General features: G+C 38.3%; 20 protein-coding genes. All 20 read right to left on the bottom strand.

Translation table 11 applies throughout. The features are described 5' to 3' along the window. Nucleotides 1–48: 48 nt before the first annotated feature. Genes IPM48_14585 through IPM48_14490 form a run of 20 tightly spaced genes read right to left on the bottom strand, consistent with a single transcriptional unit; the run spans nt 49 to nt 15,854 of the window. The gene (locus IPM48_14585) at nt 49–3,129 is read right to left on the bottom strand and encodes a hypothetical protein (GenBank protein MBK9272809.1); all 3,081 of its coding nucleotides are present in this window, start codon (nt 3,127–3,129) and stop codon (nt 49–51) included. Between the two features lie 20 nt (nt 3,130–3,149). Next, a complete protein-coding gene (locus IPM48_14580) occupies nt 3,150–4,415 on the bottom strand; it encodes a hypothetical protein (protein MBK9272808.1) in 1,266 nt (421 codons plus the stop codon). A gap of 20 nt (nt 4,416–4,435) precedes the next feature. After that, nucleotides 4,436–5,104, bottom strand: a complete 669-nt coding sequence (locus IPM48_14575; GenBank protein ID MBK9272807.1) for a hypothetical protein — start codon at nt 5,102–5,104, stop codon at nt 4,436–4,438. Beyond that, a complete protein-coding gene (locus IPM48_14570; GenBank protein MBK9272806.1) occupies nt 5,094–6,503 on the bottom strand; it encodes a hypothetical protein in 1,410 nt (469 codons plus the stop codon). Before IPM48_14570 ends, IPM48_14575 begins: the two co-directional genes overlap by 11 nt. Continuing rightward, nucleotides 6,500–6,781: a hypothetical protein gene (locus IPM48_14565; GenBank protein ID MBK9272805.1), complete on the bottom strand. Its 282-nt coding sequence runs from the start codon at nt 6,779–6,781 to the stop codon at nt 6,500–6,502. Before IPM48_14565 ends, IPM48_14570 begins: the two co-directional genes overlap by 4 nt. Before the next feature lies 1 nt (nt 6,782). Then, nucleotides 6,783–7,436 (bottom strand): hypothetical protein, encoded by a 654-nt coding sequence (locus IPM48_14560; protein MBK9272804.1) that lies wholly within the window; start codon nt 7,434–7,436, stop codon nt 6,783–6,785. Nucleotides 7,437–7,487: 51 nt separating this feature from the next. After that, entirely contained in the window at nt 7,488–7,628 is a 141-nt protein-coding gene (locus IPM48_14555; GenBank protein ID MBK9272803.1) for a hypothetical protein, read from the bottom strand. A 1-nt stretch (nt 7,629) separates the two neighbouring features. Next, nucleotides 7,630–8,958 carry a hypothetical protein gene (locus IPM48_14550; protein ID MBK9272802.1) on the bottom strand — a complete coding sequence of 443 codons (1,329 nt, stop codon included), beginning with the start codon at nt 8,956–8,958 and terminating at the stop codon, nt 7,630–7,632. 3 nt (nt 8,959–8,961) lie between these two features. Next, a complete protein-coding gene (locus tag IPM48_14545) occupies nt 8,962–9,162 on the bottom strand; it encodes a hypothetical protein (protein ID MBK9272801.1) in 201 nt (66 codons plus the stop codon). Further along, nucleotides 9,155–9,871 (bottom strand): hypothetical protein, encoded by a 717-nt coding sequence (locus IPM48_14540; protein ID MBK9272800.1) that lies wholly within the window; start codon nt 9,869–9,871, stop codon nt 9,155–9,157. Before IPM48_14540 ends, IPM48_14545 begins: the two co-directional genes overlap by 8 nt. A 25-nt stretch (nt 9,872–9,896) precedes the next feature. Further along, complete coding sequence (locus tag IPM48_14535; GenBank protein MBK9272799.1) at nt 9,897–10,112, bottom strand: hypothetical protein; 216 nt, start codon at nt 10,110–10,112, stop codon at nt 9,897–9,899. Continuing rightward, nucleotides 10,109–11,095 carry a glycosyltransferase family 4 protein gene (locus IPM48_14530; GenBank protein ID MBK9272798.1) on the bottom strand — a complete coding sequence of 329 codons (987 nt, stop codon included), beginning with the start codon at nt 11,093–11,095 and terminating at the stop codon, nt 10,109–10,111. The genes IPM48_14535 and IPM48_14530 overlap by 4 nt, the downstream gene beginning before the upstream one ends. Next, nucleotides 11,071–11,676 (bottom strand): class I SAM-dependent methyltransferase, encoded by a 606-nt coding sequence (locus IPM48_14525; protein ID MBK9272797.1) that lies wholly within the window; start codon nt 11,674–11,676, stop codon nt 11,071–11,073. Before IPM48_14525 ends, IPM48_14530 begins: the two co-directional genes overlap by 25 nt. Beyond that, on the bottom strand, nt 11,651–12,274 hold the full coding sequence (locus tag IPM48_14520) for a hypothetical protein (GenBank protein MBK9272796.1): 624 nt from the start codon (nt 12,272–12,274) through the stop codon (nt 11,651–11,653). The genes IPM48_14525 and IPM48_14520 overlap by 26 nt, the downstream gene beginning before the upstream one ends. Next, nucleotides 12,259–13,002, bottom strand: coding sequence for a polysaccharide pyruvyl transferase family protein (locus IPM48_14515; protein ID MBK9272795.1), 744 nt, complete (start codon nt 13,000–13,002; stop codon nt 12,259–12,261). Before IPM48_14515 ends, IPM48_14520 begins: the two co-directional genes overlap by 16 nt. A gap of 1 nt (nt 13,003) precedes the next feature. Beyond that, a complete protein-coding gene (locus IPM48_14510) occupies nt 13,004–13,192 on the bottom strand; it encodes a hypothetical protein (GenBank protein ID MBK9272794.1) in 189 nt (62 codons plus the stop codon). Continuing rightward, nucleotides 13,189–14,091, bottom strand: coding sequence for a glycosyltransferase family 1 protein (locus IPM48_14505; GenBank protein MBK9272793.1), 903 nt, complete (start codon nt 14,089–14,091; stop codon nt 13,189–13,191). The genes IPM48_14510 and IPM48_14505 overlap by 4 nt, the downstream gene beginning before the upstream one ends. Continuing rightward, nucleotides 14,088–15,098, bottom strand: a complete 1,011-nt coding sequence (locus IPM48_14500; protein ID MBK9272792.1) for a hypothetical protein — start codon at nt 15,096–15,098, stop codon at nt 14,088–14,090. Before IPM48_14500 ends, IPM48_14505 begins: the two co-directional genes overlap by 4 nt. Next, on the bottom strand, nt 15,095–15,472 hold the full coding sequence (locus IPM48_14495) for a hypothetical protein (protein MBK9272791.1): 378 nt from the start codon (nt 15,470–15,472) through the stop codon (nt 15,095–15,097). Before IPM48_14495 ends, IPM48_14500 begins: the two co-directional genes overlap by 4 nt. Before the next feature lies 1 nt (nt 15,473). Continuing rightward, nucleotides 15,474–15,854 (bottom strand): hypothetical protein, encoded by a 381-nt coding sequence (locus tag IPM48_14490; GenBank protein MBK9272790.1) that lies wholly within the window; start codon nt 15,852–15,854, stop codon nt 15,474–15,476. Nucleotides 15,855–15,922: the final 68 nt, after the last annotated feature.

Genomic DNA, 15,922 nt, shown 5'->3' with positions numbered 1-15,922 from the left:
CCACTATTATCGGCATAATACACACCTCTAAAATAGCAAGAATCCAACTCATCGTTTTATAGAGTTTTTCTTTACGCCTTTTTCGTAATAAATATCTTTTATGCCAAGAGCCCCCATTTGTGATAGATATTTTTCAAGTTCCTGTTTTTGTTCAAGTAGATTGAAGAATCTTTGAGTTTCTTCGTCTATTGCGATTGAACGAACACCAGATAATCCACGCAACCACCTCGATAGAGGAGTTTGTTCTTGGTCTGTAAGGAAGCCTACTGTTGATTGTATTCTACTTGTGAACATATTTCTCAACAAATGTAATACAAATGGATTTGCGTAGTATTTTGATTTAGTTCCCACCACTTTTCCGTTTGCGTATATTGGTTGGTTTTTTACCTCTCTCCATTCTATGAGTTCTTTTAATTGTTTTGCTACTGGTGCTGGCATCACATTCATAATATTCGCAAGGTCTTGTGCGTTGTTTAGTTCTGATATTGGTCTTTCCCTAAAGAAGTCTACGCCAGTAGCCCTTTCTAATGGGAATTTAAGTAATGGATTTATTTGTCCAAGAGTATTTTTAAAAGCATTTGTGACGATACCATCTTTCCCGCTAAACCTCTGTAAAAATTCTTCTATAGGCAATCCAAAACCCGTAAGGAATACATTTTGTCCATATTGATTTGTCCCTGCTTTTATACCAAGACTATCAAGAATATAACTTGGCAATCCCTCTTTATCCTTTTCTGTTATTGAACCGCCAGCAATATTTCCGGCATTCTTTATAAATTTAAACTGCGCCGCCACTCTACCCGGTGTGGATGCTAATGCACGTACCTGTAATTCAATATTCTTCCTTGCAAATGTGTAAAACGGGATAAGTCTTCGCATAACATCTTTTTCAAAGTTTGTGAGTTTTGAATAATTGAACAATGCTTCTTCTGCTTGTTTTACTCCCTCCTTTACACTTTTTCCTTCGGCGACCGCACTTAATATGTTAACAAGTTTTGCCTGTTTTTCCGCCGTGAGACCGATTTTCTGTCCAGTTCTTACGAGAATATTGTTGCGTGAAAACGGATTAAATTTTCCCTTGCTCGTTCTTGAAAACGCCTCCCTTTCAAATGTTTCCATTTTTCCGAAAGCACCAACATCAATGTTATCAAGTATATCGCTCTCTTTCCTTATCTGCTCCATCAAATCCTTTTTTGAAATTTGCTTTCCCGTCTTTGTGGTGATGAGGTCGTCTAGGTTCTTACCCAATACTATATCCCAAGCGTTTTTTTGTATTGATGGGTTAGCAACATCGATTCCTATCTTAAGCATATTCTGGAACTGGTTCGAAGTAACGTTTCTTATGTGAAATCCGGGAAACAAAGATGTAACATACCCCTTAAACAATCCAGTAGCCCAATCAAAACCACTTAACCTCGCAAGGTCGTTGATTACACCGTCTTTAGGAGTAATAAACTCCGTCATTTCTTTGTGTATATTTTCTGGCAACCATCCCTCTATCTTGCCTTTTACGCCATCAATGGAAATCTTTTTATACCCAAGTCGTTTTGCTTCTTGTTCGGTCATCTCTTTTAGTGATTTCCCAAAAGTTCTTATCGTTGAATTAACCGCATCACCCCTTATGCGCGATGTAGCAATTTCGACCTGACCACGCGAATACGCTTCAAATGGGTCTTTAATAAGCCCTTCTTCTACTCCAGTAAACTTTTTTTGAAACCCCGTTGTTGGAGAACCAAGTCTTTTTCCGATAGCAAATTCCTTTACCTTGATTTTGTCGGCAAATTTTGACGGTATATAAAATTTTATTGCTTCTTCTTCTGGGATGTTAGCAAGTTTTGCAAATCTTTTTACTATTGAATTATCTCCTTCAAAAAGTTTATCTGCTACATCTTGAAGTTTTGGATTATCGAATATAAGTCTTTCTGATTTTTGTGTAAATTTTGCTTCGTCTCTTAATATTTTTTCTAGTGCATCTTTTCCGGTTTGTGTAAGTATTCCTTTTCTAAATATTGGAGCATCTGGTCCGAGTATAGGACCAACCAACTCTTTTATTTCGTCATTACTCATCGTTGCAATTATTCCGGGAATATCATCTGTGGTCTTCGCAATACTTGCCTTCTTTTCCCATATAGTATTAAAGAGCGTGGTCATCTCATCATCACTTAAATCCTTAAATAATTTCTCGTTTGATTTTAGAATACCCTGTAATGCCCGTCTTTGCGCGAAACCCGCCTTATCGATGATGTTCGTAAGTCGTGGGTTTTTCATAAAGTCAGGAACAAACATTTTACCAAGTGTATTGCCTAATGCTTTTACTACTTCTACTTCTCCTAATGCACGAGCCGCCTTACCTACTGGAGTTTTTGCAAGTGCGTTAGATGTGACCAATGTTTTCCCGAAAAACTTTATTCCTCCCGCGTCATAAATACCCTTACCGAGTGCAAGCAAATCATCCACAGTTCCTTTTGAAACACCCTTTGAAATAAACTCTTCAGCAACTTCAGATGTGATTCCTTTTTTCCCTCCCGCACGAAGCAATAACTCATTTACAATACCAGAAGCACCACGAGAAGATTCTTTTGCAAGTTGTGTTCCTGTCATTTTTCCTGTAAGTTTTCTTGCTTGTTCTGCAATAACTTCTGCCGATGCTTTTTGTGCTAATTTTGTTGCACCCTTTGTAAGTGTTTTTCCACCAACTTTTAATCCTGCTCCAACTCCAAATGTAAGATAGGTAAGTGGGTCAAATAACACATCTGCGGCAAAACCAACCGCACCAATCATTACCTTCTTCGCTATCTCCTGAAACTTATTCTGTGGTTCTATCCCCGTAAAAATATCTTCTCTTAATACGTCTCCAAATCCTATATTCTTTTTCACCCCTTCTCTTATTCCCTCAAATACATTTTGGTCTTTTCGTATTGCACCACGAACAGCACCAGCAACGGTAGCGGTTCCTATGTTTAAAACGCGTCCAACTTTCTGAACCGCACTTAAGAATTTGCTTGGTTTTTTTTCTTCCAAACCAGCAGATTGTGATATTCCCCTCAACTGCTCTATTTGATTTTCTAACCCAGAACCAGTTGCGGAAGCATATCTACCACCGCCACCAGTACCTCCATATCTTCCCATTATTCAAAAATATTGAACGACTATTTATTTTGTATTCCAAGATATGCGTTGCTTGGAATATTAAACTCGCCGGGTAACAATATGTCTGCCGTAGAAGAATCCCCAAACGGAGTAATTCCAAAGAACGAATTTATCGCAGAATCACTTACCTCTTGCGGACTATACAACCTTCGTAAGATTTGAATTGCTTGTTGTATGGTTCTTTTTCCTGTATCAACCTCATCTAACAGTTGTGTGGCGCTCTCACGAAAATCCTGTTCTACCTTATAAGAACCGAATCCAACAGATTGCTGTATTCCATCTTCTCTTGTTAATCTCGCTTCCCTCTGTCTTTCGAGTGCGCCAATATATGGTGCGGCACGCTTCAAGTTTTCCTCGTATGGAAGATTGAAGTCAACCACACTTGACGAACCGCCATTCTTTGCAACTTCCAAAAACAGTTCCGTGTTATTTTTCTCATTCGCCTGTTTCGATTTCAACTGCGATTCCTGTTCCCGTGCGAGTGCATTTATCTGTTCCGCATATTTCTTTTCCTCGCCGCTCAAAATATCTTTATTGATATCGTAAAAGAGTTTAAGATTGTCTATCTCCTGTTGCGTTGATTGATATTCATTCTGTAAAACTTGTTTGATTCTGTTATTCGCCAATTCAAGATTTCCTCGAAGTGCGTTTCCGTACGCTTCAAGAATGCCAACCTCAGACGCGTATGTTTTAGCGGCACGATTTCTTTCTATATCTTGAAATGGTTTCGCGACATTCAATGAATCTATCTGCTTTAACGCACTTTCATATTCCGCCAGTTTTGAGGCGATTTGAAGTTGATTCTCCTGAAGTTTTTTCGTATTTTCTTCTACTCCATATTGAGATTCCAATTCAGTTCTCCTTTGTCCGATTCCGAGTAATTTACTTGCCTTGTCCTGTATTTGCTGAAAAAACCCAGCCTTATTTGCTTCCGCTTCTTGTAGTGCTTGTGGCTTTTGTGTCGCCTCCTGTTCTTTTTTGTATTGTTCTGCTTGTGCCTGAAGTTGTTTAAGCGATTCCTGAACACCGGCAAGAATTGACTGCGAACTACTCACCTGTTGTGGAGATTGCGGATATGTAATCTGACTTGAGGTAGTTTTTGGAGGAGTAAGGGGTTGTGCGGGAATTTGAACCGCTTGCGTGGGCAACGATATATTTCCGTTTGAACTCATAAGCAATGGATTTATTCCAACAGATTCTTTTTTTTGTGTGGGATTGAACCCAAGATTTTGTGTGGGATTAGACCCAAGATTTAATGTTGCCATATTGTTATATTATACCATTTTTAATCTGTTATTACGGTGGGAGAATTGACAATATCAAAATAAACTCTAAAGTTTCTGCATCGTGCGACATTTCCGGAACCGCCCGAAAATGTGTTGTGAATATAGAGCTGAAAATTGTCTCCAATGACAACATCGTCAAAATCTTCGGAATATGTTACATACGATGTGCTTGTCGTAATACGTTCTGTTCCTACGGGACTTCCATTTTTATATATTCTTCCATAGGCGTTATAACTTCCATTTGAAGACTGTAGGTCAAATTTTATACGTATTGAACCGTTCGTCTGAATCTCAATATCCTTTTTAAGCGTGTATGTGTTGTCTGGGTCTCCACCGCTTGTTCTTTCCGTGTCCGCCGACTGTCGTATGGTGTCGGCGGCAATCGTTACCAGATTTATAGAACTCCACGTTCCATCTCCCCTCAAAAACTCGCTTGTATCATCGGAAAGCTTCGGAAGATATCCGTGTTTCGTGGCGGAAGCGTTTCCCGTAGTAATGTCGGTAAAAACAACGTCGCTGTCATTTACCACAGTATCGGGAATATCGTTAATGTTTGAGTATTTTATCTTCTTCGTTCCTATTCCATCGTGCGGGTGGTCGTTAAACAACCTTTCCAAATCGGAAAGTTTCTTTTCGAGAAACAATATTTTTTCTTCGTTATTGTTCATATACGTTTATTTGTTTTAGGTGTGTCGCGTTGCTGTTTGTGTCTATAAGAACGTTAAATTGAACATTCACCAAATCGGGTATTGTCTTTGATATCTTACAAGAAAGCTTGTTCGCGTGCGTAGAATAATTTACCTCTCCAATGTCAGTCCACGACGCACTTGGGTTTGTGCGATATTGCAGTTTTATGCCTCCTCTCGTAGTAAGCGGTTTATAGAGTATGAACTCAAATTCGCCTATTGTTTTTTTCTCGTATTCGGAACCTATTGTATATACCCCCGTGTGTGCATATGCGGTATATGTTTGTGTCGCACTATTCGGAAACGATGACTTATCTATTCCATAAGTTGTACTCAATCCCCATCCAAGCAAATAACTTATATCATCATAAACACACAAACCGCCTGTAGCAAGATACGGAGACGCACCGTCAGCAAGTTCACCATTTGAGGAAAATCCATCTATCGTCAGCGTGTCCGTATTTATATTATATGAAAACACTCCAAAGTTCGTCGTGAATTTAATATTTTTATCTTGAAATATAATTCCGCCATGTTTAGTTGAAGTATATCCAGAGACATTCCCACTCTTCACATCAGCTATATACGCCGGTATCTCTTTTAATTGTTTTGCCGTCGTTCCGTTTGTTGCGTTTATCGTGGTGGTCTGGTTTGACGTCCCTCCCGCTATGTAGTAAAGAATATTATTTATTGTCTTACCACATCCTATTGATTTTCCCACATCAACTGGAAGTTCGTACGTCGCAGAACTCCTATCCCAAAAATAAATTCCCTTATTCGTCATAATTGCAAGCAACGAACCGAGGTCTTGGAAATCTGTTATTACCACTCCAGTAGGAAGTGTGAGCGCGGCATCTGTTCTTGTAAACGTACCACTACTTGAAGGATTGAATGTTCCGATTTCCGTAAGAGAAGCAACAACATTTCCCCTTCCAAAATAAAGTTTTCCGTCCGCAGAAGAAAACATTGGGACGTTCGTTGTTGAATACGATGTTCCAAAAGTAGTAAATGAGTTTGTCCAACTTGCGGCATCATCGAATACATCAATGTTCGCGGTATGAGGAATTACAAAATACCCTTTCCAAAATGCACATCCGAGTAATGCGCCAGAACCAAATCCAGTGAGGTTTGTCCACGTTGTCGCATCGGTACTCTTTGCCGTTTGTGTTCCGCTTACCGCAAGAAAATTCGTGTTTCCTTTTACAATCCAGTCGGGTCGAGCGGTTATAACACTCGCAGATACTTTTTGTAGTTTTGGATTTGGTCGTGCAACGCCAGCAAGATAATCAATGTCAATTCCAGTAATCTTTGGAAATAGTCCAAGTGGACTATCCGCTATCCCATTCTGCCAATCTTTAATTGTGATAAGTGGTTTTTTCATTTCTTTGGTAGTCTTTCATCAAGTATAGTGATTATTCGTTCCTGACCTATCTGTAAATCTCGTACATCTTTCTCGATGTGTGCGATGTGATTGTTCTTGATTGACGTTATGTCCACGTTTATCCCTGCGATGCTTGCCTTAAGAAGCGCGAGTTCCTTGTCTTGGTCAGTATTTGGCTTTGTCATTGCGCGATAGAACTCCACAATAAACTTAATCAATGCTATGATTCCAAGCACGAATACGATTGCTTCCTGAAGTTTTATTTCTGATAAGTCCATATTAAAAAATCATTACTTTTGGTGTAAATGCCGAAATTTCTGTTGATGCGTCCTTCAATTCCAACATCCACATTCTCGTTTGATTTATATTCGAACTGCTATTTGTCTCAGTCATCGTATAAGAACCTATGGTCGCGGCTGGCTTATATGCAGACTGATAGTTGTGGTTGTGTGTATAAAACTCAAAGTCAGCAGTTTCTGTTTCGCCTGCACCTGCTGTATACGAATTTCCTAACGCATTGTCGTTACAAAATATAAACTCAAAAAGATACGAACTGTTGAACAGCGTAGTAAATGTATTGCTTATCGGATTTGTTGCGTCGTAATGCGCTGTTTCCTGATATTGCGCGAATGGGTCTGTTCCGTTTACTCCGTCAAGCGCTATAATAGTTCCTCCAATACGCATTGTGTCTCCACCTTTTGAGAGTACAAGATTATATGTTCCTACGTCTGGGTTTTTAAGCCACGCTACAAAGTTTCTTGTGTTGTTCTGATAAAAATTGAGCGCTTTACCATTCCAAGTAATTGAACTAAGACCTCCATTTTCACTATTCACACCTGTAACTAAAAGGAATGTTGTACCTGAAGGAAGCGCATATGATTTCGTTATACTTGTGGAATTACCCGAAAAACCTGTATATCCCTTTATAGTCATTCGTTTATTTCAATTTGAATTTCACTAGTTCTATATTCTCTGTTGCCGATATCACCATCCTGTCATCGGGAAGTATGAAGTGATATGACTCCACACCGTCCTTTTTGAATCACTCACATCCTCAAGATTCCATCCAGCAACAAAACCAGTATTAAGAGTTCCTGCGGTATCTTTTGTCCAAGCTAATGCCATACTATGGAAGTTGACAATTTATGGTTACTTGAAGACCTTTCGTTCCTGTTCCCGCTACGTCAACGTCTATTCTCAATACATCGCCAGTCGCCAAATCATCATTTGATGCGTTAATTACTGCCGCAGTTGTCGCGTCCTTCGAGTCATATTCATTTGCATCTATTGTTATTAAAGTGGAGAGTACATCTGCATAGGTGAAGTCGTCTGTTGCACTTGCTTGTCGTCCTCTTGCGATTTGAACTGTTGGCGTTCCTGATGTTGATTTCACAATTACTTGAGCCGCTACTCCCACGATGTTCATTCCATTCAAGGACGAAGGAATCCTTATGTACGCTTTTCCATCTCCTGTCGTAAGTGCTGTCGCCCCATCAATTACCTGAACCGATATTGATTTCACTCCGAATATGGAAGAACCAGCCAATGCGTCTGGGGTAACCGCTCTTGTTGCATCTGTTCCTGCAGTAACCTCGCTTGCAATAGCCAACTCCACCTTTCCTTTCGTCGTGGTAGATGCGTCAGATACGGACGAGTCTGCGTTTCCAGCACCAGACGTAATTTTTCCATCAACCGCAGATTTTACAACGTTATTACAAGGATATTTTGTAGTTGAAGTATCCAGCGCAGAAGTCTCTTTGTTTGATACATCTTCTGGAGTAAAACCTAACGCGTCCTGTTTTCCGCTCCACGTGGCACGAAGTGATGTACTGTCGGTCAAGTCTTTTATGTCAAAATCTGCCGCTGACTGGTCTCCCGTGTTCGTTCCGCTTGTGTTTCCTAATACAGTTTTTTCTGCATCAGTAACAAAGTTTTCGTCTGAACCTAAAGAAAGAGAAACTACTGGGTTTGCTGGGTCTGTGCTATTCACGCTAATTCCAGTTCCCGCAACAACAGTTTGTACAACTCCATCTGCTCCATCGGCACCAGTCGCTCCCGTCGCGCCAGTCTCTCCTGTCGCACCCTTGTAGTTTTTCCACAACCCAGCAAAATCACTCGCTTGCGGTGTTGATATTTCTGTCGTGCTATTCTTTATGGCTATATAATCCAAAGCGGGATTGAATGTAAGTGTAAAATCGGTACCGCTGTCATCGGAAGCGTAGGCGATATACACAAACGCATCTGCTCCATCGGCACCAGCGGCACCAGTTGGACCAGTTGGACCAGCTGGACCAGTATCTCCCTTGTCACCCTTAAGTTCCGTTTTTGCCGCCTTCTTCGTTGTTCCTGTTGCCGCCATCGAGGTATCAGAAACATCAACGACAACAATTAAATCATCATCCGCAACCGGAGTGAGTGTATCTAGCGCACTTATTTTTTTATCTAAATCTGACATGGTTTAATTTTTTGTTGAGAACGACCAACTTCCAATGTTTTTTGTGGCTTCAGAATACGGCGATTGTCCTTGTTCTAAAAGTATTCCACCACCATCTTCGCATAATATTCTAAACAAACTCTCGGAAAGAAGGTATTTCTTTCCGTATTTCTCTTGAAATGAACTTGTCGTTGTGTTTTTTGTCTGATTACTCCAATTAGACATAATACTGTTTTTTTGGGTTTATTGTCGGCAATGTTTTTGTCCGCTTCCTGTAAAAGTTTTCCAAATCAACTCGCAGTTGATTTATTTCTCCCCTTAGCGCGTTCGCTTTATCATACATATTTTTTGAAAGTGCAAAATCAAACGAAGGTCCCTTTGAAAGAAATTCGTGGAATTGTTCCTCAAATCCGGGTTCGACCGCACTATCTGATTTTGTGAACTTGGTAACTTGTCTCGAAAGGAACAATCTCAATCCGCTTGAAAGCGTAACATAATCAGACGTGGGCTTCGGATAAAGAATAACCGAGTATCCCTCCAAGTCCCAATATTTCGGCATCCCAGCGTCTTCGTTGTCAAGTCCGATTTCAAAGTTTGACCTATCCTTTTTCTCCAAAAGTCGGTAATCGCCGTTTTTGTCCATAACCTCAACCCTCTCAACAGAAAGTGCTGTCGTGGGTATAGAATAATCCCTCTGATTATTTACAAGTGTGGTTGTCGCCCTCGGAAGTGTGGTGGCATTTTTGTCGTCAAATTGCCAAGTATTTTGTGCTTGCCAAATCCAAAGACCAACCTTAAGATACCATTTGTTTATGAGGCGCAACTTATCAGCAAGTGGAAAAACGGTACTATCTGTACCGAGAATATAATCTATATCCTCAACTATTGACGGTTTTTCGGTTATACCCGAAAGCGATGATGAACTTAATATCATACACTTATTATACCATAAAAAATCGCTAGTATTCCTTGATTATATTGTTCAGAAATGCGAGAAAGTCTCTCTTTTCCTTCAAATCCTTCTGTACCTTGCCCAAAGCGAGTCTTGTCGTGTCTTTACTCCCAATAGAAAGTATTTCTTTTTGATTAAAGAATCTTTCCATAACCTCAAATGAATAGATGTTTTCCTGTGTGCCATCTATCATTTCCTGTATAACCTGTTTTTTTGTTTTCATTGTAATATTTCTATATATTTCGACCTTAGTGTTTTCCAACTCATCTCGTTTGCAATTTTGTTCGATATTTCAGAAAACCTTGAAATGTCCTTGTTCGCCCACTCGTCTATCTTCTTTGCTATATCTTTCGGGTCTAATATAGCCATCTCTATATTCCTGTTTATGAATACCTCGGTCATTTCTTTTGGCGATATGAGAAGTTCTTTTGGAAGAATCTTATTCTGTGGTTTCATATCGGTCATCATTATAGCCATACCAGAAGCCATCGCCTCATTCATTGAGAGTGCCTGCCCCGCATACTTCCTCGGAAAAAGGAATACATCTCCATCATTAAACAACTCACCTTCATTCATATAGTTTCCTATCCTCCACTCTATCCTATCGTCATCAATCTTCTCTACATTAACTTGACTGTATATTATAAACCTCACATCACTCTTTACCATTGGAATTGCTTTTAATAGTTCTTGTGTGCCGTTCCTTCCGTAACCCCCACCGTGTCCAACTATATGCAGAAATGTTTTCGCCTTCTTTCTTTTCTTAAATGGAATTACACTTCTGTCCACTGGAAACTTTAGATACACTGCATTCTCTGGAAGTTCGTGCATATACCAATCAACTGGGTTTATCATCACATCGGGGACGGACGGAGTTGGGAACGGAAGCCACTCATAGTTTATCCTCATTACCGTCTTTACGCCGTGTTTTCTTGCTATCCTGAATGCGTTCCAGTTGTATGGAGTTTCTATACAGAACAAAACATCTATATCCTTAACAAAGTCCTCTATCTGCTTATCTGTCGGTATTCCTTTTACGATAGTTGCATTTGGAAACCTATCGGGGAACGCTTTGTGATTTCCGACAACAACGACCATTATTTTTTCTGGATTTATGTGCTTGATGAAGTATTTGGATTCTATTCCAAGACCACCATTGTCACACCTCGCACCGAGAAATCCTATTCGTACTTTTCTATGAAGCATATACTGGTATAGAACCTGATACTTTGTATATCGGTTATATTCCCTACCTCCGACCTTGCGAATTGTCCCTTATGCGATTTTCCATAAAGATTTACTTCATCAATTTTCTCTTTTAGGAAATCTGTCGTGGGTCTATCATCGTCCAACCAACCACTTAAATAACTTGTTTCCAAGTCCTCTATTACATAAATGCCACCACTCTTTAATCTGGGAAATAATATATCAAAGGTTTGTTTTTGGTGGCTTGTCTTATGACTCCCATCGTCGATAATAATATCTGGCTCCCCAATTTTATCTACAACAGACAAAAGAAAGTCCTTGTCAATCTCACTTCCTATAAATACATTCCCGTATCTCTCGCAGTATTTATCTATGTCTATACCATAAACTTTCGCATTTGGAAAAAACTCTTTCAATACCTCCATCCCCTTTCCTCTGAATACCCCTATTTCAAGTATAATAATTTCGTCATTTTTCATACGAGAAAACTCACGCTGATAAAAAGATTCGTACTTTCCCTTATCGGTCTCGTTCCTATATTTTTCCGCTATTTCCCTAAACTCTGTTGAATGGTTTTTCATATTTCTCTTGACCCGGTTTACCTCCCCACTTCCTTTCGTAGTAATCCAAGTTTTTCTGTAAATCTACAAAGACTCCATTTTTCATACTCATAGCGTTTCCTGCGCACTCAACATCTATATCAACTTTAGGCAGTATTGCGCCATTTGGTTTATTATGTATGTTTGCAAGTTTCATTCTATACATATAGTCATTGTCTTCGTAGTATGCTGGGTAGAAGTTCTCGTCAATGTATCCTATTTTCTCTATCGTCTTTTTTCCTATTACTATCGTGTGCCACCCCTCGTATGTGAGAAGTCCGTACTCGTTTGCGTAAGAAAGTTTATCAACGAGTTCCGATATTCCATTCTTGAAGTACATCGAGGCGGAAACAAGTATATTATAGTCGGCACCATACCTAAATCCAATGTTCCACGAACGCCCAACCCCGGCATTTTCTGGATGATATTCAACGTGATAATCCTTGAATTGTTTTCCGAACGAGTCTGGTGAATTATCTACAATAAATACGTTGGAACGAGGAATGTCGAAAGACGAAAGGCATCTTTTTACCAAACCCTCATTGTTTATTATTGGAAGTATAACTAGATAATCTCGCATAGTTCAATTAACTTTTTGTGCAGTTCCGCCTTTATTCCCTCTACGTTTTCCCTTTCATAATCACCAACAACCCACGATATCTCAGTTTTTGGTTCTGGAGATATATTGAATATAGAATAGTAATCCCTGAATTTGAAATCTTCTCCATTTACTTTATTACTCAATTTAACCCATTCATTTGGTATATTTAGCGAGTCTGCAAGCATTATACCGTGTAACGAAGAAGAAACTATTGTGTCGCACTGTGCCGCCAAGTCTATTACATTTTGAACGCCAGAACGCACATCAATATATTTTACTCCATCAACCTTTGACCATTCCTTTATTTGTTGATTGTCTTTATCAACATAGTGTGGAATAAGTCCAAGTTTATATTTCTTTTCCCTTGATTTACATAATAGATGCGAGAGTAATCCCAAATCCCCAAGAACTGGTTCACCTCTATACTTACACCGCTCTAGTGTGAGTTTGCCCCTAAGACCAACAACATTTGCATTTGTAAAATCCTTGCGTGTGTTTGAATACATCATTCCAGTTCCAAAAATAGTACCATTAAAATTATTATCTATATATTCAAGTATAGAACCAGCACCAATAAATCGAGCTTCTTTTGGAGTTGTCTGTATAAGACGTATGTCAAACAATTTCCACAAAAGATACCACGTTAGATTGTCTCCAAAGTTATTTCCACAATCAACCCAGAATGTTTTTATCTCTTTTTTCCACATATTATTCTTCGTCTTCTATTTGTGTTGCAAATCCCACAGCTGGTTGAAGTTGTGTGTTTTTCTGTTTTATCCAATCTTGGTCAAGCCAAACATCATCAACATCCATAGTCTTTTCTATTTTTATTGCATCTTTTGCAGATGAAGCCATTACAAATTTTCTTACAACGTATTGTTGTTTTTCTTTTTTCATTTTATTGTTTCAAGTATTTGTTTACATCTATGAACGTAGGTGTAGTTATTCTTTGTCTTTTCGTGTCCGTTTATTCTTATAGATTCTCTTTCTTTTTCGTGTTTCAAATAATGATTTATAACTCTTTCAAGTCTGTCAAAATTGGTGTGTCTATATCCTACAATATCTTCTCCATATTCAAACTCATCACTTAATCCAGCTATTATTGGATGTATGATAAATCCTCCTCTTCCAGTTGTTTCATATATCCTATCAGACCAGTAATATGGTGAATAAAGACTATCTCCCACCACTACTTTTGCGGACGCATATAAATCATTCAAATCTTTTCCTCTCACACACTTGAAATCATCATTGGGAAATAATCTAAATGAATCTCCAAATGTTTTTTCAAGAAAGTGGATTAGGTTTTGCCTGTGAGTCCATTCCCTGTGATATGATTTGCTTCCAACGAATATGACATCATATTCAAATTCCTTTCTTTTGTCTCCAATGAAACATTCCTTTCCATATACACCGGCTTTCATAAAGTGGTGATTTATTCCCCTATCTTTGAAGAATTTGTCGTGTCCTCCGTCTGGAGTGAAAACATAATCAGTCTTCCAAAATGGTGAATTGTCTATATCTTTTTGTCTTTCCAGACCAACGTATAAATCAAGATGATAACTTACCGTAGGAATTTTCAACGACTTCAACATCTTCATAGCGTCTCCAATAACACCCCACGTCTTTGTCCACAGAAAGAAGTCGGCATTTCTGCTCATATCGAGTATCTCATCAGAATTGTACTTATCTTCCTGTATTCTTATTACATCGTGTCCAAGTTCTTCAAAAGATGCGGCAACGTGTGTTTCGGTACTATGTGTTGGTCTGAAATTTCCCAAGTATGCTATTTTCATTTCCTATTGTGTTTTGCTTTATGCACCCTAAGACTGCCGGGACTCTTTGATTTAAATCCGCATATATCACACTCTACATTTGTATCTTCCTTGCTCTCTTTCTTGAGAAGTTCATCTCCTATAAGAATCTTGTCTTCAACAATATCATTTACTTCCTGATGATTTTGTACTACATTTTCACCGACAAGTTCAAATCCTTTTCTTTTTAGAGTTTCATTGAGATGACGTTCATTTATCGGAACTATCATTCCGTGCGGATTCCTCACAAAGAATATCTTTTCTTCTTTTTTTTCCATTGTAATTTTATCTTTTATTCTTTCTTTGTATTTTTCTACAAAATTTACGACCATTTTTTTTATTTCTTCTTTATTGTATTCCTTTTTCACGCCACCACGCAATTCATCATAATATGCTTTTCCCTTATATCTTGCGTCTTTATCGTACTTGTCATATCTTTCTATCTTTGATTTTCTGTTTATAAGACCATAGTGTCTTATGTAATACGGAACTCTTATTCCAAGCGTGTACATTACTTTTGGTGCGAGACCGCAATGCAGTGGCTGAGGATAGAAATCTTTGCTTTCGTTTCCATACTTCCAAAACCTTACATTCCAGAATGATACATTCGGATTATAATGTTTGTCGTTGTCCCAGAAGCTTATGAAATAGAAATACGATGCTTTATGTGTAAGCGATTCCAAATCTTTTCTTGTAAATCCCTCTTCAAACACTTCATCCATATCAAGACAAAGACAATATTCTGGTTTATATTTAGGAAGTTCTTTCTTAACAAAATCTTCTTTTATTTTGTTTTGTGCCTTCCCCCATTCTCTATTGTCTCTTACAATATTAAAACCGTATTTCTTTATAAGTTTATCTTCTTTCTCTGTTGTGTTGTTACAAACAATCACAACATCATCACACAATCTCTTGAATTCCTTTAGTGTGTTTTCAAGATATTTGTCCGCTTCATTTGGACCACAAACACCATATCCAACTATTCTCATTTTCTTGTTATTTTTCTCATAAATGAATCCATGTCCGACTTGCTTGCTGGATTTAATCTTCCCGCTTTTATTTCCTGCTCCATGGCTCCTCTTAAAAACCTATCTATTCCTTCAGTTGCTTTTGGATTCACTTTTTCAATTTTTTTGGTAAAGTCTGTATTTTTAAGAAAACCCTCAAGACTCTCTTTAAGTTGCATTTTTTGTCTTGAACTTATAATGTTTCTATCACCCTCCATTCTCTTTAGAATGAACTCTGCTTGCTCTTTTGATTCAAGTAATTCATCATTCGTTTCTTGAGTAACTACATTCTTTTTTAATTCTTCTGGGATAGATGCATTTATTTCATCTATTTTTTCCTGTGTTTTTTTATCCATATTATTTTGCCCAATCAGGTTTCTCTATTTTTTGATTGTCTAACGCCGACCATTCTGTCTTTCTTGGAAGTTCCTTATTTTGTTTTGCAATTTCAAGTTCTGCATTAAATCCTTCTCTATTCGCTTTTTGAAATTCAATCTTTGCCTTTGCAAATTTTGTGTGTAAAGTCTTTGGTACTTTCAAACCATTCTTGAGTAATTCATTCATTTCAACCTGTATTTGATTTAATTTTATTCTTGATGGTGAAACAATTTCTTGAAATTTATTTCCATCAGAACTTCCCAAAAACTCAAAGAATTTTCCAGTAAGAGAAGCTTCCCGCTCTTCCATAGCGATTATCTCTCCGTCTTTTATTCTTTTGTAGAAAAATGTTTTAGCCATAATTTTATTATATGGCAGTAACATTCTGATGACTATGGGAAGAACCTGGTTGTCTTCCCACAGTCACC

This window comes from Saprospiraceae bacterium, assembly GCA_016715965.1.
In the GTDB taxonomy this organism is placed as follows: Bacteria; Bacteroidota; Bacteroidia; order Chitinophagales; family Saprospiraceae; genus Vicinibacter.
Note: the sequence above shows the minus strand (reverse complement) of the source record. Positions and strands in the feature narration are given on the sequence as shown.